Origin of the sequence: Anabaena sp. CCY 9402-a (assembly GCF_963920945.1) — a bacterium.
In the GTDB taxonomy this organism is placed as follows: domain Bacteria; phylum Cyanobacteriota; class Cyanobacteriia; order Cyanobacteriales; family Nostocaceae; genus Trichormus; species Trichormus minutissimus.
In genome coordinates this window covers 42,466-65,320 of record NZ_CAWUDL010000034.1, presented here as the reverse complement: position 1 = coordinate 65,320, position 22,855 = coordinate 42,466, and the positions used below count along the sequence as shown (strand labels likewise).

Annotated in this window: 23 protein-coding genes; 15 read left to right on the top strand and 8 right to left on the bottom strand. The window is 41.2% G+C overall.

All coding sequences use genetic code 11. The features are described 5' to 3' along the window. From ACM0OR_RS14485 to ACM0OR_RS14460, 6 genes are all read left to right on the top strand, one after another. The coding region (locus ACM0OR_RS14485; protein WP_414576944.1) for a hypothetical protein at window positions 1-2,357 on the top strand (2,357 nt) is incomplete at its 5' end. Then, window positions 2,357-3,181 carry a hypothetical protein gene (locus ACM0OR_RS14480; protein WP_414576942.1) on the top strand — a complete coding sequence of 275 codons (825 nt, stop codon included), beginning with the start codon at window positions 2,357-2,359 and terminating at the stop codon, window positions 3,179-3,181. The genes ACM0OR_RS14485 and ACM0OR_RS14480, both read left to right, overlap by 1 nt. A 100-nt stretch (window positions 3,182-3,281) precedes the next feature. Next, window positions 3,282-3,860 carry a hypothetical protein gene (locus ACM0OR_RS14475; RefSeq protein ID WP_414576941.1) on the top strand — a complete coding sequence of 193 codons (579 nt, stop codon included), beginning with the start codon at window positions 3,282-3,284 and terminating at the stop codon, window positions 3,858-3,860. Next, entirely contained in the window at window positions 3,860-4,105 is a 246-nt protein-coding gene (locus tag ACM0OR_RS14470) for a hypothetical protein (RefSeq protein ID WP_414576939.1), read from the top strand. The genes ACM0OR_RS14475 and ACM0OR_RS14470 overlap by 1 nt, the downstream gene beginning before the upstream one ends. Then, window positions 4,102-4,557: a hypothetical protein gene (locus ACM0OR_RS14465; protein WP_414576938.1), complete on the top strand. Its 456-nt coding sequence runs from the start codon at window positions 4,102-4,104 to the stop codon at window positions 4,555-4,557. The genes ACM0OR_RS14470 and ACM0OR_RS14465 overlap by 4 nt, the downstream gene beginning before the upstream one ends. 2 nt (window positions 4,558-4,559) lie before the next feature. Then, entirely contained in the window at window positions 4,560-4,829 is a 270-nt protein-coding gene (locus ACM0OR_RS14460) for a hypothetical protein (RefSeq protein WP_414576936.1), read from the top strand. Here the strand turns inward: ACM0OR_RS14460 and cysC are convergent. Together cysC and ACM0OR_RS14450 are read right to left on the bottom strand one after the other, a co-directional pair. Continuing rightward, entirely contained in the window at window positions 4,800-5,387 is a 588-nt protein-coding gene (gene cysC / locus ACM0OR_RS14455) for an adenylyl-sulfate kinase (protein ID WP_414576934.1), read from the bottom strand. The genes ACM0OR_RS14460 and cysC overlap by 30 nt on opposite strands. A 224-nt stretch (window positions 5,388-5,611) precedes the next feature. Continuing rightward, window positions 5,612-6,733, bottom strand: coding sequence for a site-2 protease family protein (locus ACM0OR_RS14450; protein WP_414576932.1), 1,122 nt, complete (start codon window positions 6,731-6,733; stop codon window positions 5,612-5,614). A 343-nt stretch (window positions 6,734-7,076) separates the two neighbouring features. Between ACM0OR_RS14450 and ACM0OR_RS14445 the strand changes: the two genes are divergently transcribed. After that, window positions 7,077-7,736 (top strand): HupE/UreJ family protein, encoded by a 660-nt coding sequence (locus ACM0OR_RS14445; protein ID WP_414576931.1) that lies wholly within the window; start codon window positions 7,077-7,079, stop codon window positions 7,734-7,736. Here the strand turns inward: ACM0OR_RS14445 and radC are convergent. The 3 genes from radC to ACM0OR_RS14430 all read right to left on the bottom strand — a co-directional run bounded on the left by radC (window position 7,733) and on the right by ACM0OR_RS14430 (window position 9,847). Next, window positions 7,733-8,464 (bottom strand): RadC family protein, encoded by a 732-nt coding sequence (gene radC, locus ACM0OR_RS14440; RefSeq protein ID WP_190707602.1) that lies wholly within the window; start codon window positions 8,462-8,464, stop codon window positions 7,733-7,735. The two genes, ACM0OR_RS14445 and radC, sit on opposite strands and share 4 nt — an antisense overlap. Window positions 8,465-8,596: 132 nt before the next feature. Then, on the bottom strand, window positions 8,597-9,130 hold the full coding sequence (locus ACM0OR_RS14435) for a rhodanese-like domain-containing protein (protein ID WP_414576929.1): 534 nt from the start codon (window positions 9,128-9,130) through the stop codon (window positions 8,597-8,599). Window positions 9,131-9,157: 27 nt separating this feature from the next. Further along, the gene (locus tag ACM0OR_RS14430; RefSeq protein ID WP_414576927.1) at window positions 9,158-9,847 is read right to left on the bottom strand and encodes an MBL fold metallo-hydrolase; all 690 of its coding nucleotides are present in this window, start codon (window positions 9,845-9,847) and stop codon (window positions 9,158-9,160) included. 122 nt (window positions 9,848-9,969) lie between these two features. On the opposite strand from ACM0OR_RS14430, the gene ACM0OR_RS14425 reads away from it, so the two are divergent. The 4 genes from ACM0OR_RS14425 (at window position 9,970) to ACM0OR_RS14410 (ending at window position 13,994) form a co-directional block, all read left to right on the top strand. Beyond that, entirely contained in the window at window positions 9,970-10,353 is a 384-nt protein-coding gene (locus ACM0OR_RS14425; protein WP_414576925.1) for an ArsR/SmtB family transcription factor, read from the top strand. A 221-nt stretch (window positions 10,354-10,574) separates the two neighbouring features. Further along, window positions 10,575-12,164: a B12-binding domain-containing radical SAM protein gene (locus ACM0OR_RS14420; RefSeq protein WP_323268742.1), complete on the top strand. Its 1,590-nt coding sequence runs from the start codon at window positions 10,575-10,577 to the stop codon at window positions 12,162-12,164. A gap of 127 nt (window positions 12,165-12,291) precedes the next feature. Then, the gene (locus ACM0OR_RS14415; protein ID WP_414576924.1) at window positions 12,292-12,651 is read left to right on the top strand and encodes a VOC family protein; all 360 of its coding nucleotides are present in this window, start codon (window positions 12,292-12,294) and stop codon (window positions 12,649-12,651) included. Window positions 12,652-12,701: 50 nt separating this feature from the next. Continuing rightward, window positions 12,702-13,994, top strand: a complete 1,293-nt coding sequence (locus tag ACM0OR_RS14410; protein ID WP_414576922.1) for a recombinase family protein — start codon at window positions 12,702-12,704, stop codon at window positions 13,992-13,994. 81 nt (window positions 13,995-14,075) lie between these two features. Here ACM0OR_RS14410 and ACM0OR_RS14405 read toward each other — a convergent pair whose 3' ends face one another. Continuing rightward, a complete protein-coding gene (locus tag ACM0OR_RS14405; RefSeq protein ID WP_414576920.1) occupies window positions 14,076-15,662 on the bottom strand; it encodes a hypothetical protein in 1,587 nt (528 codons plus the stop codon). A 226-nt stretch (window positions 15,663-15,888) separates the two neighbouring features. Here ACM0OR_RS14405 and ACM0OR_RS14400 point away from each other — a divergent pair, with 226 nt between their 5' ends. Beyond that, window positions 15,889-17,505, top strand: a complete 1,617-nt coding sequence (locus ACM0OR_RS14400) for a glycosyltransferase family 39 protein (protein WP_323268746.1) — start codon at window positions 15,889-15,891, stop codon at window positions 17,503-17,505. Window positions 17,506-17,612: 107 nt separating this feature from the next. Here the strand turns inward: ACM0OR_RS14400 and ACM0OR_RS14395 are convergent, their stop codons facing one another. Further along, window positions 17,613-17,993 (bottom strand): hypothetical protein, encoded by a 381-nt coding sequence (locus ACM0OR_RS14395; protein WP_414576918.1) that lies wholly within the window; start codon window positions 17,991-17,993, stop codon window positions 17,613-17,615. Window positions 17,994-18,432: 439 nt separating this feature from the next. Between ACM0OR_RS14395 and ACM0OR_RS14390 the strand changes: the two genes are divergently transcribed. Then, window positions 18,433-20,310 (top strand): chloride channel protein, encoded by a 1,878-nt coding sequence (locus ACM0OR_RS14390; RefSeq protein WP_414576916.1) that lies wholly within the window; start codon window positions 18,433-18,435, stop codon window positions 20,308-20,310. 83 nt (window positions 20,311-20,393) lie between these two features. Here the strand turns inward: ACM0OR_RS14390 and ACM0OR_RS14385 are convergent, their stop codons facing one another. Continuing rightward, window positions 20,394-20,807, bottom strand: a complete 414-nt coding sequence (locus tag ACM0OR_RS14385; protein ID WP_190707637.1) for an AbrB family transcriptional regulator — start codon at window positions 20,805-20,807, stop codon at window positions 20,394-20,396. A 469-nt stretch (window positions 20,808-21,276) separates the two neighbouring features. Between ACM0OR_RS14385 and ACM0OR_RS14380 the strand changes: the two genes are divergently transcribed. Both ACM0OR_RS14380 and cbiB read left to right on the top strand, forming a co-directional pair. Beyond that, window positions 21,277-21,720: an Rrf2 family transcriptional regulator gene (locus tag ACM0OR_RS14380; protein WP_190707640.1), complete on the top strand. Its 444-nt coding sequence runs from the start codon at window positions 21,277-21,279 to the stop codon at window positions 21,718-21,720. 75 nt (window positions 21,721-21,795) lie between these two features. Beyond that, the gene (gene cbiB / locus ACM0OR_RS14375; protein ID WP_414576914.1) at window positions 21,796-22,779 is read left to right on the top strand and encodes an adenosylcobinamide-phosphate synthase CbiB; all 984 of its coding nucleotides are present in this window, start codon (window positions 21,796-21,798) and stop codon (window positions 22,777-22,779) included. Window positions 22,780-22,855: the final 76 nt, after the last annotated feature.

The following is a 22,855-nucleotide window of genomic DNA, read 5'->3' as shown; positions in this document are numbered from 1 at the left end:
TCCCACTCCAAACTAAAAGCGGTGCTTTTTTGGCACGGCAAGCGGCAAAGTACGCTGCTGACAGTGCTTATCAACTATCAAGAATGAAACGATTACCCGGACTTGCCAACGGGATAACATCTGTACTCAAACGCAATGCTTATATACAGGGGGAAGTTGCAAAACCAGTAGCAGAATTTCTCAAAAAGATACCGGGTAAAGGTAACGCAGCATCAAAAGCGGCCGCCGCCGGTTCTACGCTTGGTGGATTAATTGCGATTGGAGGGGTAGCCATAGTCGTAGCAATCCAGGCGATTCTACAAGGCATAATCAATAGTTCCACTTTTAAAAACTTTGATTATGTAAACGGTGAATTGCAAAAATCATTCGACCGCTATCAAAAAAATGTAATAGCTATCCGTGGTGTAGAAGCTCAAGTAAAGCAATTCAAACAAGAAGACCAGCGCACAAGAGATAGGATTTACGCCATTGAGAAGCAGCAACCCAAAATCAGGGAAGATGCTAACAACGCACTTTATGAAACTAGGCAAGGCAGGAAGATAGTAGAAGGGAAGATAGCACAAGCTAATAAAGAAGTAGCAACGTTAAAGTCACAATTTGAGAAGCTACTAGGAAACGCTAACAGCAATTTTCAAAAAACAATAGAGACAACAGTTAACAACTTACAGAAAGCATTAGAGAAAGCAAACAACGAAATAACAAAAGCCAACAACGAAGTTAATAAAGCTAATAACCAAGTCAAAGATATTAACAGCAAGTTAACCGCAGTAGAGAAAAGTATTAATGTTGTAAAAAACTTACCACAGGCTACAGCTACCGCTATCACGACAATACAGACAGGTATGTTACGTGCTGTAGATGAGACAAATAAAGTCGTGCAACAAGCTACGAGACGTTGGGGCGTTACCGTTACCCCTGCTACTGTCACACCTGCAACTGTAACAGTTTCCGACCAATCAGGATTAAAAGTCACACCAGTTACAGTGACACCGGCAAGAGTTACCTACAGTGACTTCTCCTCTTCCGACATCGGGGACATGGTACGGGAACAACAGCGACGCGACAAAGAAACACTGGAGCGTGAAATATCAGCGTTAGGCGGCGGTGTAACTGTAGTGGCGGCGGAAGCAAAGCAAGCAAGATTAACTGCATTAGAAGCATTAGCAGAAGCAAAGAAAAAAGCCTTTGTCGATATAACTCCACTGCAAAGAGAGATTGACAAGGTAAAGGCAGATATAAAAGCAGATGAAGTTAAGTTCGGTAGCCAAATAAAGGAAATAGAAAGAGTGAATGCTGAGGGTAATAGGAAACTCGACCAATTCAATGGGAAGCTTGACCAAATAATTCCCATGTTGGGGCTTATACCTGGAAAAGTTGCAACCACGATAAAACCCAATCTTTTAACTGCACCACAGGTAGAAGCTGCTACTGGCAACGCCATCTGTAAAAGCCTAAATGGGGGCTGTGGCAAGGCTTCAGTAGATTATGCTGTGAATAGAATCAATCAGCAAAATAACAACAACACTGGCAGCGTGCTGGACGCTGTAAATACAGGTGCAAACGCCGCGCTGTTGACTGGACAGCAGACAATTCTCTCAAGACTCGGTGATCAGCTTCCTGGCGGGATTGGTGGGAAGTTATCAAGATTCTCTGATTGGTTAAAATTAGACCGGGCATTAAATCTGTTAACGACTGCGGCAACTGTTCACAATGCTTTCATGTTGTCTAACGACATCGGACAAACATTATTAGGCATTATCAGTAACATCCTTCAGTTAGTAGGATTAAAGGACGATAACGGGCAAGCTTTTGATATTGGTTCAGTTATATCTAGCACCATTGAGAACTTTATAAAAAGTATGGTTGGTGCTGAAAATTATCAAACTATCACCGTAGTTTGGGCAAAAGCCAATCGTATTTATCAAGCATCCGTAAACATATTAAATGCTTTTCAATCATTAGCATCAACAATCCTCACCGGCTTAGAGATGACGGCTGGCAAGGTAGCCAAAATTGGTAATGCTCTTAGAAAGTCTGGCGAAGTTCTAGAGAGTGCCTACGGTTGGATGAACCCGCAGCCGAAATTTAATCGGGTGACACAGTTCTTAGAAAACTTACAAAATGGGGCTTCAACCATACAAATGGTGACACAAGCACCATTGGATATCATCAACGCCACAACAGAATTAACAACAGCCACAACAGAGTTAACTAATGCAATTAAAGAAGATGGTACTCCAGCAAATAAAGGTAAAGATTCGCCAGAACCAGAGCAATTAAAAGCAGTAGAAACCGCCTCAAAATTAGCTAGTTCTGCATTGGAAATGATTGATTTAGATTTGGAGGCTGATGAATAATGCCATTACCTGATGATTTTAATGAATGGGAATTTTTGCAAGATACTGTGAGGCGGTGGCATAACAAAGCTGTTGCCAAATGGTTCAAGAATCAAGAAGTAAATGATGTCTCCACACCGAAAGCAGCATTGAGACACGCTTGCACCATGAAAGACGAGGATACAAGCACTATGACAATGATGCGACTTTGGCTTTTTGAAGTTACAGCCGGTCATGCTCAAGCATTACAAGCTCCGATTTACGGTACTCCAGTGCAGGAATATCAACGAGAATCCAAGTTTAGACCACAAATTAAACTCTACTTTAAAGAGCCATACGACTTTGAAAAGCATGGAGATGGAACAGAACAGGTACGCGGTGAAATTGGTTTCAGAATCATGAATAAAACAGCTGACACCATATCAAGGGCTGATGCTGTTGAATATGCCCGTGAAATCAAAAATGAATTTGCCACACCTCCATTAATTTGGAAGAAGGGTAAATTTAAATGCACCTATTTAGATTTAGAAAATGGTTATGATTTGCGTTTATTGTGTGCATCAAAATCCGAGGGAATTTCTATAGTTCAATCAGTATTAAAAATACTAGATAAAACTTACAGCGATAATAATTTTCAATTTATAGAGAATACGAAGGAATTTCCGATCAACCCTGGTACACATCGAGTTTATGGCAGGACAGTTAAAAAATTTCGCCAACGTCCTACAGCTGACGTGAAATTTACACACGCACAGTTAATCATCCCCGGTCAGGTCAAGCCGGTCAACCTGGTAGCGGTGGGCGGAAGATTGAGAAGCGTGATTGAAGATGTGGGGGTGGCTTAAAGATTGCAATCCTTTTTCGACAAGTTAACTTCCCACTGGTTCAGTTCTTCCTAAAATGCAGTGCTAGCTTGGGTTTACAGAACTTCAAGAATTAAAAAAAATGGGAAAATATTCTGATATTAGACGCGGTGTAGAACTGAATGCAGCTCTTACCAAACTACGCGCATGGGAAGACCTTTCTAGGGATGCCAAGCAAACACTGTATAAAGGACAGCGCGGTAGTTCAGTAAAAGTCAACGCTAACCGCGTTAAGGGATATGTTGAATCTTTTGGATTGGTTGGACGGATATATTTACCTGTAAAACTGCTTTCAGGCACTCAAACAGCCAACGGAACATTAATTGGTATTGTCCGAACTGCCGCAGCGTCATCTACGAGAACTCATGACGTAGGATTTACTGTTCCTACTGGTGGCGTTTTGCTTGATGGCTTGAAGGGATACCGACCAGCGAAATTATCATTAACAGATCGCGGTGCTGAAGTTGCTGATAATAAATCACGCGTTACCGATATTGAGTACAAGCGATACGACACTAAAACTGTCTCGTCTCCTTTTGGTGCAGGAACAGATTCAGAGACTTATACGGCGGCGGTAGCTGACATTAAAGCACTTTCAGCTATTGAGTCTTTTCTTCAAACAGCAGGAAATCGTATCGCATTTACCCCTGAGCTACTCTAATGACTAATAGCTTGATACTGCCTGAAGATTTCCGCGATTTGTTAATGGTGACTGCTTGCGACGAGCGAGACATTAACGGGATGATCACCATTAATCAATCTTCTGCTGATTGGCTAACGGGCAGATTAGATACAGGCACTTATTTTGATGTTTTGGATCATTTTGGCATTGACCCATTTATACACGTCAATCCTGTTGAAGATTTAGCTTTTAATCAAATTCTGGGAATAGACCTTTTGATATGAGGGAATTACAACTTGGTAATTCTAGCAACTGGGAGACAATATTCAACCAAAGTATCTCAGGCATGAAGCTGCCAAAAGAAGGGGGCGGCTACAAAGCTGTTCCCATTCCCGAAATCTCTATCTCTATTTTGTTAGATGTTTTTGTTTTGGCTGTTTTGGTTTCTACCAATGTTCCAGAGGGTAGAGAGTGGAAGTTTGCTGGATACCTTAACCAAAAAGTTAGCACTGGTATCATTTTTGGTGGTTCTCAAGATGCCAGTTTTAACAGAAAACAACCTCTGTTTTTAGACAAAATCAATCTTGTTCTTTTCTCCAAAATATCCAACAGTTACAGCATCTCTGTTACAGTGCCTGATTGGTTTGAAGATGCTACCGTTCTTGTTTGGCGATATACGGGGCCTGATTATGATGCTGATTTAGCCAGAATTGAATCTAAAATTGATGCACTTTAAATATGAAAAATTTTACAGCCGGTGATTTAATTGCTCTCGGTGGCTTAATCCTGGCAACCATAACTACTGTTATGGGTAGTATTCTTTGGTATGCCAATGCTGAAAAAAAGAAATATGCGGCCGAGCGTGATTTCGCGCACATCCGCCGCAATCAAGAACAGATGCAGCAAGGGTTAAATGATTTGTTACGCGAGCTTGATCACAGATTTGATACTTTAGACCGGGATGTTTTAGAGATTAAATCAACTCTCAAGCTCCCCAAACGGGACTAACTCACTGGGGATTCTAGCTAGAAAATCAGTTGAGATAAAACTTTGGGTTTCTAAATAGTGAAGCACTTGGTTAACACATTGCTCAACAGTGAATTGATCCGTTTGACAGATAATGTCTGGATTTATCGGTTCTTCGTAAGGATCTGAGATACCAGTAAAATGTTTAATTTGCCCCGCTCTGGCTTTGGCATAAAGTCCTTTAACATCACGGGATTCACAAACTGCAAGTGCAGCCTGAACGTAAATTTCGATAAAGTTGGTAGTTGTCTGTTTCAGTTCCTCTCGAACTTGACGATAGGGACTGATCACAGCAGCGATCGCAATTATGCCATTGCGACTAAGTAAGTTGGCAACAAAGCCAATACGCTGCACATTTGTATCTCTATCTTGTTTGCTAAAGCCCAGTCCTTGAGATAGATAGGTGCGAACGATATCACCATCTAACACTTCTGTTAAGTAATTTCTCTTTTGTAGTTCTTGCGCTACACCTTTGGCGATAGTTGTTTTATCAGCACCACTTAACCCTGTAAGCCAGAGAATAGCACCGCGTTGTTTCATATTTAGGAACTTCCAGAAAAGTAACAAATTCACTGAAAAATTATATTTTATTGGAAGTGCCTTCAGTCTATTTCCTCTCAATACGGTTCGGTTAACGTTATGGGTGGGTAGAAACGTTATTATTTTGGCAAATTATCTGATCCGAACCGTATTGTATTTCTTCCTACAAAAAAATCCCCCAATTCTGAGGGATTTGAGAGAAGGAGGTTTTTTTAATGAAACATCTATGCAGGAGTAGGTTGGGTACTACTTTGCAATAGTTGAATAATCGCAGTTTTTTCTAATATTCCGACTAGCACACCGTTGTCACGAGTGACGGGTAGTGCAGATAATTTTTGTTGATCGAGTAGTTGCACTACTTCTAGTAATGGTTTATTTGATGGGATAGTGGTGGATTCAATCGATCGCATCACGTCTTTGATTTGCGTTTCTGACCACAGTGTTGTATTAACATTGCGTAAGTCATTAAGTGCGATCGCACCTACTAATTGTCCTTCATCGTTGGTGACTAAGAACCGTTGCCAGTTATTGCCTTGAACAATTTGCTGATCTGCAAACTCTCTGAGGTTTATATTAGCTGAAACCACTGGACTATTTAGTGTAACCGCATCTGCTGCTGTCAATCCTGTGAGTTTTTCTTGAAATTTAGCAAATTGCGCCGCATTGCCAGCATTTCTTAATAGGAAGAAACCAATTAACAAGTTCCAGAAGTTGCTGAAGCTACCAAAAAAGAAGAGGGGAATTACACCAGAGGCGATCGCTACCCAACCAAAGATTTGTCCAACTCGGCTAGCAAATGTCACACCTTTGTAGGGATTACCTGTTATCTTCCACACAATGGCTTTGAGGATATTACCACCATCCAAAGGTAAGCCAGGAATAAGGTTAAATAAGGCTAAGGCTAGGTTTACAGATGCTAGAACACCGAGAATAGCTGCTACGGGGCCGGATATGGGGCTGGTAACACCAACTACTGTGACGATACCACATAACAACAGGCTGACTAAAGGCCCAGCGATCGCTACCCAAAACGCTTCACCTGGGGTTTTCGATTCTTTTTCTAAGCTAGCCAAACCACCGAAAATAAATAGTGTAATTGAATTTACACTAATTCCCTGGCGTAAGGCTACAAAGCTATGTCCTAACTCGTGGGCGACGACAGAGGCAAACAATAACAACGCTGTCGTCAATCCTAGTATTAAAGCTAATCCCCCAGACAATTGAGGAAATTGTGCCATGAGTCCACCGCTATAACTCCAGGTTACTAATCCCAGAACCAGAAACCACGATGGATGGATGTAAAAGGGAATACCGAAGAGATTCCCAACGCGAATTGTGCCGTTCATGTCGTTTACCTTTGATTTCAACGGCGAGAGTTGTTTTTTTTAACCCTCTCGTTGTTTCAAGTGTAACAAAGTATTAAGCAATTTTAATATTTGTAATGGTAGTAGTGTCCGGCTAATTAGGTGCGGTTATTAGGAAAACTGTGCTGAGTGCTGAGTAGGGAGTAGTGAGTGCTGTTAGCGGTAGCGCGGCGTTTAGCCGGTGCTGAGTGCTGAGTGGGGAGTAGGGAGTAGGGAGTAGGGAGTCAATATTTATTCTCCCTTGTTTCCCAATCACTCAATTTTGTGTTAGTTTTTCTGCCTACTGGGGCAGTATAAAGTACCAAAAAATTAACTCCGGATCAAGATGTTTTCTCTATCAAAATCAAAATTTCCAACTGTCTGGCCAATTAATTATCGTCATCTTGGGGCGATCGCTGCTTTAATTTTAATTAGTTTGTTGAGTTCATTCAGTGGCGTATCGTCTGTACACAGTATCTCTAACTCTTGGGATGGCTTCTTGTGGGGACTGGCAGATCCAGTTTTGCGCTTGGATAGTTTTGTGAGCATCTTAGCGATGGGTTTACTCTCTGGGAATATGGTTCATAGTTCCCTGATGACTGTCTCTTTTATATTTGCCGCAATGGTGGGAATAATACTGCATCTGTTACAAATCAATTTATTTGGTGCAGAGATAGCGATCGCTGTTGCTACTATTGCTTTGGGTGGAATATTGGTAATGCCTAATCAACGTAATTGGGTGATTGTAGTTGTATTAGGCGCGATCGCTGGTACATTCCTAGGTTATGTTGAGACTCAATCTCTGCTCGGTGTAGGTTTATTACCAACGTTAACCTATATATTAGGTACAATTTTGACTTTGTATGCAGTTGCCACAAGTGCTAAACAAATAGTTAACTCCATCAACAAGGAAAAAATTCAAAATGCTTTATTTTGGACAACTCGCTTTGTAGGTTTTGCTGTTTGCGGAATCGGTATGGTATTTCTCAGCAGCTTAATTGCTTAATCACCTTGGGGGTAATCATTCCATAAGGTGGTATTCTCTCGCAAACTTTGATGATTACCGTTACCCAAAATTAAATGATCCAGCAACGGTATCCCTAATAACTGCGCCCCTGCTAACAATTGGTGCGTTAACTCTATATCTTCTGGGCTGGGTTCTAAGTTTCCTGAAGGGTGATTATGAGCGACTATCGCCCGTGTTGCGCCTTGACGAATTACTTCTCGAAAAATCTCGCGGGGAGAGGCTAAGGTTTCGGTGGCTGTACCGATGGTAATTACTTGTGTACCCAGTAGACGATTTTTCACATCTAATAATAGGACAGCAAAACGTTCTTGTGCTTGCCACATTAAATCTTGACTCAACGCCGCAGCTGCCACAATTGGGCTATCAATGGGTGTACGGTCTAAGGGGCGAGAGTGGAAAGCCCGTTTACCCAATTCAATTGCGGCTAAAATAGTTGTGGCTTTAGCGGGGCCAATTCCAGGTATTTGCATTAATTCAGCAGGTGTCACTTCTCGCAACACTGCTAAGGGGTCACGTTGATGTTTGCCCAATTCTTGTAAGATATATTGTCCTAAACCTACGGCTGAAAGTTTACCTGGCCCTTGTCCTGTCCCTAAAAGAATTGCTATCAATTCAGCTGTGGCTAGGATTTTGGGGCCGTGACTCATTAAACGTTCGCGGGGACGCTCATTTTCAGGTATATCAGCAATTCTCAGGCAATAGGTCATAAAACAACTAAAAAATAGCCACTTATGTAGATGCAACTATTTTTAGTTATGCCCTGTTTGCGATCGCAATTATCCTATCTTGAGCAAATCTTTAAATTTTAGAGATGATATTGTTTCTGCACGTTAGCAGAACTAAGGCTTCTGACGGTTATAAGGTAGTTTCTCTAGTAACATTCCCATTGCACAGGTATTTGTCACCCCAGCAAAGACTAATCCGCTACCTACAAAACCACTCAAAATTAAACACCAAGGTGAGACAAATGCACCAAGCACAGTTCCGATGACAACTAATGAACCTGCAACAATTTGTACTTGTCGCATCGTGCTAATTGGCGCATGAAGATTAATTTCGGTTGGTAAACCTGCTGCTTTCCAAGTTGGTAGTCCTCCTCGCAGTTGATAGACGTTGTGAATATCTGCGGCGATCAACTTTTTGGCTGCTTGGGCGGAACGATTCCCCGAACGACAGTATAAAACTATGGCTTCTCCTTGTGAGGTTACTTGGTTTGGCTGCAAATTAGAGAGAGGAAGTAACTTTGCACCGGAGATATGTTCTTCTGCATATTCAGAAGGTTCGCGCACGTCAATTAGTAAGACGTTGTTGTAGTCCAGCCATTGTTTGAGTGTGACTGCATCAATTTCAGCGAGTTTTTGAGTTTGTGTCATAATTCCTGATTTTGAATTTTGAATTTATTAGACTGCTCGTCCGCAGAGTTGATTGGCTGGTACTGCTTCCATAATCTTTGTCGGATTGGGTAGGTTTAAATTACCCATCAATTTGATAAAATCTGAGCGATCGCGTCCTACAAACCGAGGATTAAATTTTTTCTCCTCGCCAATAGTTGAAACCATGTGTCCCCGATAATCGTGTCCTGGATAAACGAGTGTGGTATCAGGTAGGGTGAATAAATTTTTGGTAATGCTGTTGTAAAGCGTTCCTGCATCACCGCCTTGAAAATCTGTGCGTCCACACCCGCGAATCAGTAGGGAATCCCCTGTTAGCAAATGGGTTTTGTTCACCAAATAAGCCATGTGACTGTCAGTGTGTCCTGGGGTGGCGATCGCTTCAATCACAACTGACCCCATTTCCAAGGCTTCACCAGGTTGAATTTTTCGGTCAGCACAGACTGCATTCGCCCCCATAGGTACAATACTTTGACATCCTGTTAACTCCCGCAGTTTCCCCGACCCAGTAATATGGTCGGCGTGGATATGGGTTTCTAAACAGTAACGCAGGGTCAAACCCAGTTCCTCAATTAGCTTTTGGTCGCGTTCGACTTGTTCTAGCACTGGATCAACTAAAATGGCAGTGTTGCTTGTCTCATCTGCAATCAAATATGTGTAAGTGCTGGTTTCTGGATCAAATAGTTGTCGAAAAAACATAGTCTCAACTCCTAGACAATCATCATGCTGGCTCTTTCATACTATACTACTATATAGTAATACAACATAAACATGGTACAATAGCTAGTGTTAACAAAAAATCTACTGAAATTGATTGCACTATGCTCGAATCGTCTCCTACGACACTCACACCCATTGCAGAGTATTTCAAAGTTTTATCTGAGGTGAGTCGCTTACAAGTTTTGTGTGCGTTGAAAACAGGTGCAAAAAATGTCACCGAAATTATGGAAATTACACAACTTAAACAAGCTAATGTTTCCAAGCACCTGCAAATTTTGGCGCAGACAGGTATTATCAAGCGTCAACCCCAGGGTGTGAGTGTGTTTTATGAAATTGCTGATCCGATTATTTTTGATTTGTGCGAGTTAGTTTGTCAGAGTTTATCAGTTCGATTAGTGCAACAGTCACAACAAATAAAGCAACTGGAAAATAGTGCGTTAGCCACTAGCGATGGTCTACGCGTTAACCTAGGCGATCGCCGCTAATTTTGTCATGTATCAAGCCTTTCAACCACAGAGACACGGAGACACAAAGAAATTGCTTTGAGTCTCTCTGTGTCTTAGTGTCTCTGTGGTTCAATATTTTTTACCACTAATTGCACAGTAAAAACCATTAGAGGTAAACTAAAGCCAATCTACTTAAAAGTCAATTAGTAATTATTTTCGTTAAATTGGGATCACAATCAAAGCGTGAGGATTGATACGAGATGCGTGTTCTACTGGTATATCCAATATTTCCCAAAACCTTTTGGTCATACGAAAAAATTCTGGCTTTAGTTGATCGCAAAGTGCTGTTACCACCATTAGGTTTAGTCACAGTAGCGGCGATTCTGCCCCAAGAATGGGAATTTAAGCTGGTGGATCGCAACATTCGTCCAGCCACAGAAGAAGAATGGGCGTGGGCGGATCTCGTGATTTTCTCCGCGATGATTGTCCAGAAACAAGATTTATTAGAACAAATCCAAGAAGCCAAGCAACGCGGTAAGTTGGTAGCTGTTGGCGGACCTTATCCCACATCTACACCCCATGACGTGGAGAATGTTGGGGCAGATTTTCTGATTTTGGATGAAGGGGAAATCACCCTACCGATGTTTGTGGAAGCAATTCAACGGGGGGAAACCTCCGGTAAATTCCGCACCGCAGAAAAACCAGATGTAACAAGTACACCCATCCCCCGCTTTGATTTACTAGAATTTAATGCTTATGACATGATGTCGGTGCAGTTTTCTCGCGGCTGTCCCTTCCAGTGTGAATTCTGCGACATCATTGTGCTGTATGGACGCAAACCCCGCACCAAAAATCCAGCCCAACTATTAGCCGAGTTAGATTACCTCTATGAATTGGGTTGGCGGCGGGGTGTGTTCATGGTAGATGACAACTTTATCGGTAACAAGCGCAATGTGAAGCTGTTACTGAAAGAGTTAAAAGTCTGGATGGCAGAACATCAGTATCCGTTTAAATTTGATACTGAAGCTTCCGTTGATTTAGCACAAGACCAAGAAATGCTAGATTTAATGGTTGAGTCTGGTTTCTCCGCCGTGTTTTTGGGAATTGAAACCCCAGACGAAGATAGCTTGCAAATGACGAAGAAATTCCAAAATACTCGGAGTTCTTTAACTGATGCAGTGCAAACCATCATCAAAGCTGGGTTACGCCCAATGGCTGGGTTTATTATTGGATTTGATGGTGAAAAAGCAGGTGCAGGCGATCGCATCGTCAGATTTGCTGAACAAGCTGCAATTCCCTCTACCACCTTTGCTATGTTGCAAGCCTTACCCAACACAGCATTATGGCATCGCCTGAAGAAAGAAGGCAGATTACGGGAAAATCAAGAAAGTAACATCAACCAAACTACGTTGATGAATTTTATTGCTACCCGTCCTTTAGAAGATATTGCTAGAGAGTACGTTGAAGCTTTCTGTGCTTTATATGATCCTGTGAAATATTTAGATCGCACCTATCGTTGTTTCCTGATGTTGGGTGCGCCACGTTACAAAACACCATTCAAGATGCCAGAGTTGGTAGTAGTTAAAGCCTTATTGATTGTAATTTGGCGACAAGGTATTAAACGAGAAACTCGCTGGAAATTCTGGCATCACCTGTTTAGCATCCTCAAGCATAACCCTGGAGTTGTTGAACATTACATTTCAGCTTGCGCCCACAACGAGCATTTTCTAGAATATCGTCAAATTGTGCGCGACGAGATTGAAAAACAACTAGCGGAATACTTAGCCCAAGGTGCAGAAACCCCCTATGTACCTGTAGTAGAGGCGAAGGCTGAAGCTGTCGTGAGTTAGTGCTGAGTGCTGAGTGTTGAGTGTTGAGTGTTGAATAGAGACGTAGCATTGCTACGTCTCTATAAGGTTTCATGGTATAAGGGCGAATGGGTGAAAATAGAATAAACGCGATCGCACTTTACCAACGATGCAGATTACTCAGAGTCTCCACACAGCAATTCTCGTGACTAACTTAGAACGGGCGGAAAATTTCTACAGCCAGGTTTTGGGCTTATCCAAAATCGACCGCACTTTAAAATATCCCGGTGCATGGTATCAAGTGGGTAACTATCAAATTCACCTGATAGTTGCATCCGATGTACCGACAGAAAAACCCAACGAAAAATGGGGGCGCAATCCCCACGTTGCTTTCTCGGTTGCAGATTTAGACGCAGCCAAACAAGAATTACTCAATCAAAATTATCTCATACAAGCCAGTGCTTCTGGTCGTGCTGCTATCTTTGTCAAAGATCCAGATGGAAATGTGATCGAACTGAGTGGGGGATAGGTGACAGGTGACAGGTGACAGGGAAGTAAAGAAAGAATTAATATTGACTATTGAAAAGTATTGCCTACATTTACACTGATCCTTTATTAGAAACCTCTCCCGTGTCAATTGATTGGGGACGAGAGGTGGATTTGGTGTATGCGGATTTGGGTATGCGATCGCAGTTGCAACAACTACTAATAGACTGCGAAACTCAATCTGTCGATTGTCTGCTGGTGCGTCGATTGGAAGAATTGGGGGATAATGTAGAAGAAGTTAGCGATCGCCTAATTCAACTCGAAGCTATGGGTGTGGCTGTCATCGCTACAGAACAAGCCTACAACTCAGCAACTTCTCATCTGCGTGCAGACTTGCTGAAGTTACTCCATGAAATTCAACTCCAGCAACGTAGCCGGCGCATCCGTCAAGGACACGCCCGTAATCGTCTTGAGGCTGCACCGCCTCCTGGTAAACCCCCCTATGGTTATCGTCGGGGTAAGGGTAAATACACAATAGACCGCAGCACATCGCCAGTAGTGAAGGATTTTTTCGATCACTTTTTACTCTACGGTTCTCTCAGGGGTGCAGTGCGTCACTTAGGGAAAAAGTATGGTAAAAAAATTTCTGTGACTACTGGTAAGCGGTGGTTGACTAATCACGTCTATCGGGGTGATACGGCTTATCACAATGGGGAAATTATCTCTGATACCCATATTTCTATTATTTCTAGAGAAGAAGCCGCCCAAGTTGACCGGATTCTCCGGCGTAATAGTCGTTTACCATCGCGCGCGGCTAGTGCGCCCCGTTCTTTAGCGGGGTTGGTTGTCTGTCAGCAGTGTCAGTCAAACACGACAATTACCCGCGTAACTCAACGCCGTCAAGATAAGGAATATCTATATTTACGCCCCATTAGTTGTCCACAAAGTCCCAAGTGTCGGGCTATTGCTTACCAAGAAATTTTAGAACGCACCATTGAAAAGGTGTGCTGTGATTTAGCCCCAGCCGTAGCGGGGTTGAATTCGCCGCAGTTAGATGGAGTTAAAAATAGTATAGGAGATGCGATCGCTCGTCAGCAAGAAATCCTCGAACAGTTACCCACTTTGATAGAAACTGGTGTTTTAGATACAGAAACAGCAAAGTTAAGAGCTTACAAACTCCGTACAGAAATATCTGCACTCCAAGCCAAGTTAGCCACTCTCCCCCCAGTCAATTTATTATCTGTAGCGCAGGCGGTTTCAATTCCCCAATTTTGGTTAGATTTATCAGAAGCAGAACGACGATTTTATTTTCGAGAATTTATTACACAGATCGAGATTGTCCGGCAAAATCAAGATTGGGATTTGCAGGTAATTTTTATTTTTTAACCTGATAATGCCATTATCCATGTTTGTTATTAGTTGTGTCAGTCCATTACTGGCTAATAACTACGAATTACGAATTACGAATTACGAATTATCCCCAACTTCCGACTTCACCGAAGACTTAGGACGCTTACCAGAATTACGCACATTCACAACCCTACCAATTAACTCAAACCAAAAAGGCGCACCCATTGAAATCGCTACACCACTGAGTAACCAACCAAAAACCATAGTTAAATAACTATTAATTAACACAGGATTTTTTTTATCTGATGTTAAGCCAAGCTGCTGTTCTAAGTTCACCTTGTTCCAACCAATTGGTAAAGTAATTTCTTCCAAAATACTATTTGTTTGTTCTCTCAGCAGTTTTATTTCTTCAGTTGAATTAACACTATTTGTCTGAACTACTTGTCCCGCATTACTGGCAATCGCTGTACGAATTGCTGCATCTTTAGATAAAATACTCACAATGTGAAATGTATCTGCATTAGCAATTACTGCAATACTAAAACCAATTAATAATGCTACGCCTTTGGCATTTCTTCTATAAACACCAGAGGCTCTTTCCATTGAATTATCAAAGGTTGCTGCAATTTCTTGGCGAAGTATATTAACACCTTCTTCTGTAGTTTTGGCTTTTAATTGAGCGCGTTTTGCTAATGTCGCCATATTGTCTACTACAGATTCTGGCAGTCGGTTACTGAATGTTTCTAGTTTTTGACAGAGAGATTGAAATGTTTGGTAAGCTTCACTTTCTTTATCTTTAAATTCATTGATAAATTCTTGTTGTAGTTCACTACCTACATTAATTAATTGCACAACCTCATTAATGTTTGGTCTTAAACCCTGTAAACAAATGGTTTGCTCAATATCATCAAAAATATCTTTTCTTAACAGTTTTAATCGCTGGAGAGCTTTGTGAATAAATTGATTATCTGGCATATCTAAGGCAAATATTTCGATAAATCTATCTAAACTCCTTGCCATGCGACTCAGACTAATGATTAAATCGGTTTTGTCTTTTTGGTAGTCATTAATAATTGTTTTAAATTCGTACTCTACTTTTTGTCTAAAATCTTGCTCAATATTGTCTAAAAATTTACATACTTCATCATCTGCATGGTATGACTGTTCACCTAATTTTATTAAAATACTCTGAACATCATGCAATTGTTGGTAAGCAAAATTTATTAATCTTGACTCAGTTAACTTTTGTACCAACTTAGGAATACCCAATGTTTCCATAAGGGTGGTAGCAAAGGTATCCGCAGGAATGTATGAAGGCGCACTATGTTTTTCTCCTTGCTGATTCTTGGATATGCCAAAAATACTGAGAGTCCGCTTTTTTCCAGATAGAGATAACTTGACTGGAAGAGTAGATAGAAACCAAATCAACTTACGAGGTAAGATAGTGAGAAAGCCTTTTGCTTCTTGATTAACACTTTTAATTAAAGGGTGATTGTATAAGTCGTTTACTAGTTCAATGATGCTGTCTTCCTCTGATTGACTAACATCACCTGCAATCAGAATTTCAATTGATTTTTTTAAATGCACAGCACGCCACTGTAATACAGTAGTAATTAGTTCCTGAATTTCTGAGGCTAATAAACTTAAAATTAAGTAAATAAAAACTAATCCAATGGTGATATCAAGTACAAACGGTAGTGTCATTGACAGATTCCTTAACTGGTAAATAGCACATCCTGGTTGGCAATATTTGTATCATTTTTAGCAAAAAAAAATTGTTAAATAAATTGAATCAAATCTTAGACAATTTTCTAAAAAATTATCGCTGTCCAGAGAAAATTGAGCTAACCTTGGAATTTAGTATTTGTTCAGCACAAAGGTTGTTACTAGGTGGCAACAACTGAGTTTAGTAAAATGATGATCATAGAATATGCGAGAAGGAAGCTTTATTTGGGGTCATCTAGAAAAACAGCACCGCACGGCTGAAAAATGGATTGACTGGTTATGGTTAGTAGTGTTGCTAATAGCAGCCTTACTCTTGTTTAGCGTTAATCTGGGAGACTTACCTCTAAGGGATTGGAATGAAGGGACTGTTGCACAAGTTGCCAAGGAAATTTGGCGCGCCCCAGCTGATGAGATGCGTTGGTTATACCCAACATTAGGGGGGCAAGCTTACCATAATAAGCCACCTTTGCTGCACATCCTGATTGCTACCGCCTACTCTCTCGGCGGCGTGAGTGAGTGGACAACACGTTTACCAGGAGCAATTATCACGGCTTTATCAGTACCTTTACTATATTGCTTGAGTCGAGAGATATTTCGCCATCGTTGGGCAGCTATTTATAGTGCCTTAGTTTATTTAACAATGCTACCTGTGGTGCGTCATGGACGGCTAGCAATGTTAGATGGAGTAGTGGTGAGTTTTTTGTTGGTGATGATATTGTGCATATTGCGATCGCGCCGAGATTTACGCTACTGCTTAGGTATAGGGTTGAGTTTTGGGCTAATTTGTTTAACTCAAGGACTTGCAGGTATTTTATTAGGTGCTGTGGCGATCGCCTTTTTATTTTGGGATACACCCAGATTACTAAATAACCGCTATCTCTGGATAGCAATTGCCTTGGGGATGTTACCTGTAGCGGGTTGGTATGTAGCGCAAATCATGCACTATGGTAACGATTTTTTCCAAAATGCCTGGCTAAATCAATCTCTTAATCAAAGTAATTTGACTCTGGATAATTCCCAAGCACCTTGGTTTTATCTTGTAGAACTGCTCAAATGGACTTGGCCTTGGTTAATTTTTTTACCACAGACTGCTAATTTAGTTTGGGAAAATCGCAATCTTAGTTGGGCAAGACTCATACTAGTGTGGTGTGGTGTTTATTTACTGCTGATTTCCTTGATGGGTGCTAAATATTCTTGGTACATCTTGCCAATTTACCCCTGTTTAGCTTTAGCTTTCGGCACACAGTTAGCAGAAATAGAAAACTTACCTTTATTTTCCACCTATCCCCGTACTTGGGTAGCTGGTTTATCCATCCTGGCCGTCGCAGCATCTTTTGGTAGCATTTATTTTAGTTGGGGAACACATCCCAAAACAGACTTACAGCTAATTTTTGCAGCTGTCGCTTTAACAATGATATTAGCGGCTATTTTGGCAGAACGTGGTGATGGACAATTTCTCAAGATTTTATTTTGGGGAACTTATATTTCCCTATTACTGTTAATGAAATCTAACTACTGGGTTTGGGAATTGTGGGAAGCTTATCCAGTCAAACCAGTAGCCGACATGATTAACCGCGTCAATCCCAGTGTCACCAATATTTATACATCTTTTCCCCAGCATCGCCCATCATTAAACTTTTATAGCGATCGCACTATCATTCCCGCTTCTGTTGATAGACTGCAATATTCTTGGCAATACGACAGACAACCCTACTTACTTATAAACGCCTCTGCTATCCAAAAACTCCACTTAGATTCTATGAAATTGCTTGATGAAGCCGAAGGCTGGAAACTAATCACCAAAGAAACCAAGCGGTTGTAAAGGAATTGGGGACAAATCAATTCAAAATTCAAAATTCAAAATTAAATAACTAAGCATCGGGGATTGGGGATTGGGGTAAAAACTCCCCTGCTCCCTGCTCCCTCCCCCTACCTCTTCCCATTTCCTTCAATCTTCTCTACTGGTGTTAACTGTTGTACTTCGTCATGTGTCGCTTTTTGAGTAATGGTAATCATCCCGAAGACAATGGCAATGCTGACTACCAAAGCTACTAAAGGACGCTTACATAAAACAAAATCGCGGATAATTCTGGCTAAAGGACTGCTTTGACGACGTAGTGCTGAACAAATCATCATTTGATTCAGAGCAAATGGATCGCGTACATAATGTCCGCTTTGACAAACAACTAATCTTTCTTGACAATACGGACAACTAAATAAGCCAATATAAGCTCTAAACACTTTTGCCTTAGTATGTCTTTGGCAAATGGGGCAAATAACATAATGATTATCAAAGGTGTGTGTATTCATCTACCTCGTCCGCTTAGTCCATTTACGCGCTCTACTAATATGCTTGTATTCAATTCCCTAGTTATGCTGAATGACTTTGGTCAGTATGTATAATGGTATTCATTAATTACACACTTAGTCATCAATACTGAGAATTACTCAATGGCTGCAACAAGAGGATAGCTATGCTGAGGCAAGGATGGTTACTATTACTGAATCTCAGTTTTGACAATACCTTATGGTTTAGACAATAAAAATAGTAATTACCCATACCTTGCTATTGAGCGTTGCTCATTAACCATCAGTTCTCTCTTATTTAACCATTATCTCCAGAAAAATTTGGAGTAGCAAAAATTTTTTTAACCAAAGCAATCTAGTTGTCTGGTTGATAAATAATGCCTGACAATAAGAAGTAACAGCTAAAAATTTAAACTTACTCCTACATTTACTTCGTTTTTCCATGACTCTATTGCCTCCTGCCAATCTGGGGAAGGCAAAGGAACAACTTGCCTTGCCTATACCTTCTAGCCGTTTATTACATCTCGTTAACCGTTTTCAACTGTCTCCAGAAACCGTCGTGCTGTTTTTAGCTCTGATTATTGGCGGTAGTACGGGTATGGGTGTGGTAACGTTTCACTATTTAATCGAGTTTATTCATGATCTATTGCTAGAAAATTTCATGGGTGCGATCGGGGTTTGGGGTGCTTGGACTTTAGCTTGTGTGCCTACTTTGGGCGGATTAGTTGTAGGGTTTATGCGCTGGCGGACTCAAGACTTTGGCCCTGGACTATCATCTTTGATTGCAGCCTCTGATGGTACGGAGATGAAGCGACAACTGCGGCCAGTCACCAAAATGTTAGCTGCATCGGTTTCTTTGGGCAGTGGTGCTTCTTTGGGGCCAGAGGGTCCGAGTGTGGAAATTGGTGCTAATTTCGGGATGTTGCTATCTTTAATCCTGCAAGTCTCACAAGAGAGGCGGCGTTTATTGTTGGGGGCTGGTGCGGCGGCTGGATTAGCTGCTGGATTTAATGCCCCAATCGCCGGGGTATTTTTTGCTTTAGAAGTAGTTATGGGGACAACATCTTTTGCTACTTCTGCGGTGAGTATTGTTTTACTAGCAGCAGTTGTTGCAGCTTTGATTGCTCAAATTGGTTTGGGGGCGCAACCTGCTTTTGCTTTACCTGTGTACGAAGTCCGCAGTCCTTTAGAGTTACCTATTTATTTAGGCTTAGGTTTGGGTGCTAGTTTAGTTTCTTTGGTTTATACACAATCAATTAGTTTGGCAAAGGCTTGTTTTGCTGGTTCAGTTCCAGGATTTAATTTTTTAGGTAAAATTCCTCAACCAATTCATCCTATTATTGGTGGTGTAATTATCGGTGCAGTGGCTTTACAATTCCCTCAAATTTTGGGTATTGGTTATGGTACAGTCCAAGCCATGCTGCAAGATGTAGAATTTTCCCTAGATTTACTTCTAGCTTTACTAGTAGTTAAGTTGTTGATGACTGCTATTAGTGCAGGTAGTGGTTTTGTAGGGGGTTTGTTTGCACCAGCAATGTTTCTAGGGGCTTCTTTGGGTTCAGCATACGCCAAAATTTTGCCCCTCATCATTCCCAGCATTAGTGGATATATGGCCGCACCCCCAGCTTATGCAATGGTAGGGATGGCTGCCGTACTAGCTGGCAGTGTGCGCGCACCATTAACGGCAATTTTGATGCTGTTTGAACTCACCCGCGACTATAGAATTGTTCTACCTTTGATGGCGGCTGTAAGTTTAAGTGTATGGTTAGTAGAACGGATCAAACCAAATGCTAACTCTAATTCCAACCTCCAACAAATTGGTCTTTCGGAATTGAAAGACGAAAAGGTAGAAATTTTGCAGCAAATTTTAGTAGAGGATGCCATGCTTTCTTGCCCAAAGACACTACCTGCAAGTTTAGGGGTGTTAGAAGCAGCAAAAGAAATGACCCGCGATCGCACACGTAGTGCTTTAGTAATTAATGAAGCGGAACAGTTGGTTGGTATCCTCTCTCTAGAAGACCTCAATCGTACCCTTGCTTTATGGCAAAATTCCCCTAATTCTTCCATCGAAAGCCAGAGTAATTTAGCCAGCCAAACCATCATAGATATCTGTACCACTGAAATCCTTTACGCTTGGCGTGATGAACCTTTATCTGAGGCTTTTGATCGAATGACTCTCAGAGGTTTGCATCAATTACCAGTGGTTGCACAAGATAACCATGATCTGATTTTAGGCTTGCTAGATCGAGAGCAAATTGCACTAACTTGTGAATTGGCATTCACACGTAAAGCAATTTATGGGTTAGTCAATAGTCAATAGTCATGAGCTAATTAACTGCTTCTACAATTCTGCTATAGAAGCTTAATACTGTTGACTATGGACTATTGACTGTTGATTATTTATTATGCTGTAGCTTCCTCTGCTTCCACACCTAGCTTTTCATCTTCATCTACTTGTCGCAGACGAATGTGCTTCTTCCCTAAAGTAATGAGAAACTCATCACCTGGTTTGAGGTTCATTTGTTTGGTGTAAGCCGAACCAATTAACAAGTTACCATTTGATTGCACACTAATTCTATAGCTAGCACTGCGTCCACCGCGTCCATTGGCATTGGGTGCGCTGTCTAACTGAATCCCTTCAGCATCAATTAAGGCATTCAAGAATTTCATCATATTAACGCGCTCTACACCATTTTTAGTAACGGTATAGTAGCCACACTGCTTTGCTTTTTCTTCTTTGCTAAGGCTCTCTAGCTCTTTGACTTTTTTGAGCAGTTCTTCACCGAGTAGTGGTTCAATTTTTTTCTGTTTAGGCATCAACTTAGGGCAAAAATCAATGGTTGAAGTAGTTGAATCAATTTCATTTTAGCTGACTTGAGCTAATAGGAACAGTATCCTTTAGTTTTTATCTCAGCCTAGCCAAGTATATTACACTCACAGGTAAAAATGTTGCAAAATTTCCAATATTCATCAGACAATCTATTTTTGAGAATGCTGATAACTATATTTAGTTAGTTGATCACTGCTAAACTATATTTATTTAAGTTTTCTAAAGTGGGGCAAAAAAACTTATCTATTTACTTAGATTGATCATTGGAGCGTAAAGTGATAAGCAAAACTGATCCTTAGTCAATAGTCATTAGGATGATGCGGTATCTAGGGTTGGTAATTGCTAATTGGGAAGAAAATATTATCTTACCCATTACCAGTCATTACCCTGAAACTCATACAACCAACATTAGGTTATTACTATGGACTGTTGACTAATAACTAATGACTAATACCAATGAAACTAACTACTAAAGGACATTACAGCGTCAAGGCGTTGCTTGACTTGAGTTTGCAACCAGATTATGGGCCTGCATCAGTGAAAGTGATATCCAAACGCCAAGATATCCCAGCTCCATACCTAGAGAAATTGCTAATAGAAATGCGCCGTGCTGGACTTGTCAAATCAATTCGGGGTAGTGTTGGCGGCTACCAACTAGCCAAGAAACCAGTCCAAATCTCTATAGGACAAATTTTAGAAGCAGTGGGTGAAACTATTACAAACTTACCTCGTCACACTCCCACTCCAGCACAAACAGAAGATTGGGTAACATTTAGCCTATGGCAAAGACTCAACCAAAAACTCAAAGAGGCTTTATACAGTATTACTCTGGCAGATTTATATTACGATGCTCGTAGTTGGCAAGCATCCCTAGGAGAAGAAGCAAGTTTTGTGGTTTAGTCATTAGTCATTAGTTTTTCTCCTCTGTCACCTGTCACCTATCACCTGTCTCCTGTTCCCTATTCCCATTCAAACGTGTCATCAGCTATTGTTCTCCTCATTGCGGCAATTTTAGATTACTTAATAGGTGATCCTTGGGGTTGGCCTCATCCGGTGCAAGTGATGGGGTGGATAATTTCTCGCTTGAGTAAATTTTTTCTGCAACTGAGCCACCAATCTCTCTCACAAAGGATAGCCGGAATTATGCTAGCTTTGTTTTTAATCATTGGTAGTGGTGGTGTAGGTTGGTTAATAGTTCAAGTAGCTAGATGGTTACATCCACTGTTAGCGATCGCCACTGAAAGTATTCTTTTAGCTAGCTGTTTTGCTTTTAGAAGTTTGCGAAATGCCGCAGTTGATGTTTTAAAACCATTAACAGCCGGAGATTTAACATTAGCTCGCCAAACTTTGAGTAAGTATGTAGGCAGAGATACCGAAAACCTGCCAGAATCTGAAATTTTACGCGCCATTTTAGAAACAGTCACAGAGAATGCCACCGATGGGGTTATCGCTCCACTTTTTTATGCAATTATTGGTGCTTTTATTCCCGGTGTGGGGCCAGTTCCCCTAGCGTTGGCATACAAAGCCAGTAGTACCCTTGATTCAATGGTGGGTTATCGAGAACTACCTTATACATATATAGGATGGTTCAGTGCGCGGTTAGAAGATGGCTTAACTTGGTTGCCTTGCCGTCTTACAGTTCTAACTTTAGGCTTATTATCAAGAAACCCTTTGTATGTATGGCGCATTTGTTACCGAGATGCAATTGCTGATCCTAGCCCCAACTCAGGCTGGAGTGAGTGCGTTTATGCAGCGATTTTGGGTGTACAAATGGGAGGTACAAATTGGTATCGGGGAGTTCCCAAACCGAAACCACTGTTAGGTGATCCCATTTATCCCATTAAACCCACTCACATTGACCATGCTTTACAACTAACTAGATATTGCTTTTTACTATGGTTGGGAATTGCGATCAGCTACGCTGGGTGGAACGCCATCGCCGTCCTTTTGTTACCCTAAACAAATAAATAGGTAAAATCTGCCCTAAGCATCTGCTTTCTTCTCCCTAGCCCCACTTCTCAGAAGTTATTTAATT

What these genes read in the sequence shown, in the direction of transcription:
- ACM0OR_RS14465 (WP_414576938.1), top strand. Translation starts at nt 4,102, where the DNA reads ATGAGGGAATTACAACTTGGTAATTCTAGCAACTGGGAGACAATATTC.
- radC (WP_190707602.1), bottom strand. Translation starts at nt 8,464, where the DNA reads ATGACCTATTGCCTGAGAATTGCTGATATACCTGAAAATGAGCGTCCC.
- ACM0OR_RS14450 (WP_414576932.1), bottom strand. Translation starts at nt 6,733, where the DNA reads ATGAACGGCACAATTCGCGTTGGGAATCTCTTCGGTATTCCCTTTTAC.
- ACM0OR_RS14470 (WP_414576939.1), top strand. Translation starts at nt 3,860, where the DNA reads ATGACTAATAGCTTGATACTGCCTGAAGATTTCCGCGATTTGTTAATG.
- ACM0OR_RS14400 (WP_323268746.1), top strand. Translation starts at nt 15,889, where the DNA reads ATGCGAGAAGGAAGCTTTATTTGGGGTCATCTAGAAAAACAGCACCGC.
- ACM0OR_RS14445 (WP_414576931.1), top strand. Translation starts at nt 7,077, where the DNA reads ATGTTTTCTCTATCAAAATCAAAATTTCCAACTGTCTGGCCAATTAAT.
- ACM0OR_RS14390 (WP_414576916.1), top strand. Translation starts at nt 18,433, where the DNA reads ATGACTCTATTGCCTCCTGCCAATCTGGGGAAGGCAAAGGAACAACTT.
- ACM0OR_RS14475 (WP_414576941.1), top strand. Translation starts at nt 3,282, where the DNA reads ATGGGAAAATATTCTGATATTAGACGCGGTGTAGAACTGAATGCAGCT.
- ACM0OR_RS14430 (WP_414576927.1), bottom strand. Translation starts at nt 9,847, where the DNA reads ATGTTTTTTCGACAACTATTTGATCCAGAAACCAGCACTTACACATAT.
- ACM0OR_RS14405 (WP_414576920.1), bottom strand. Translation starts at nt 15,662, where the DNA reads ATGACACTACCGTTTGTACTTGATATCACCATTGGATTAGTTTTTATT.
- ACM0OR_RS14435 (WP_414576929.1), bottom strand. Translation starts at nt 9,130, where the DNA reads ATGACACAAACTCAAAAACTCGCTGAAATTGATGCAGTCACACTCAAA.
- ACM0OR_RS14420 (WP_323268742.1), top strand. Translation starts at nt 10,575, where the DNA reads ATGCGTGTTCTACTGGTATATCCAATATTTCCCAAAACCTTTTGGTCA.
- ACM0OR_RS14415 (WP_414576924.1), top strand. Translation starts at nt 12,292, where the DNA reads ATGCAGATTACTCAGAGTCTCCACACAGCAATTCTCGTGACTAACTTA.
- ACM0OR_RS14480 (WP_414576942.1), top strand. Translation starts at nt 2,357, where the DNA reads ATGCCATTACCTGATGATTTTAATGAATGGGAATTTTTGCAAGATACT.
- cysC (WP_414576934.1), bottom strand. Translation starts at nt 5,387, where the DNA reads ATGAAACAACGCGGTGCTATTCTCTGGCTTACAGGGTTAAGTGGTGCT.
- ACM0OR_RS14380 (WP_190707640.1), top strand. Translation starts at nt 21,277, where the DNA reads ATGAAACTAACTACTAAAGGACATTACAGCGTCAAGGCGTTGCTTGAC.
- ACM0OR_RS14385 (WP_190707637.1), bottom strand. Translation starts at nt 20,807, where the DNA reads ATGCCTAAACAGAAAAAAATTGAACCACTACTCGGTGAAGAACTGCTC.
- ACM0OR_RS14425 (WP_414576925.1), top strand. Translation starts at nt 9,970, where the DNA reads ATGCTCGAATCGTCTCCTACGACACTCACACCCATTGCAGAGTATTTC.
- ACM0OR_RS14460 (WP_414576936.1), top strand. Translation starts at nt 4,560, where the DNA reads ATGAAAAATTTTACAGCCGGTGATTTAATTGCTCTCGGTGGCTTAATC.
- ACM0OR_RS14395 (WP_414576918.1), bottom strand. Translation starts at nt 17,993, where the DNA reads ATGAATACACACACCTTTGATAATCATTATGTTATTTGCCCCATTTGC.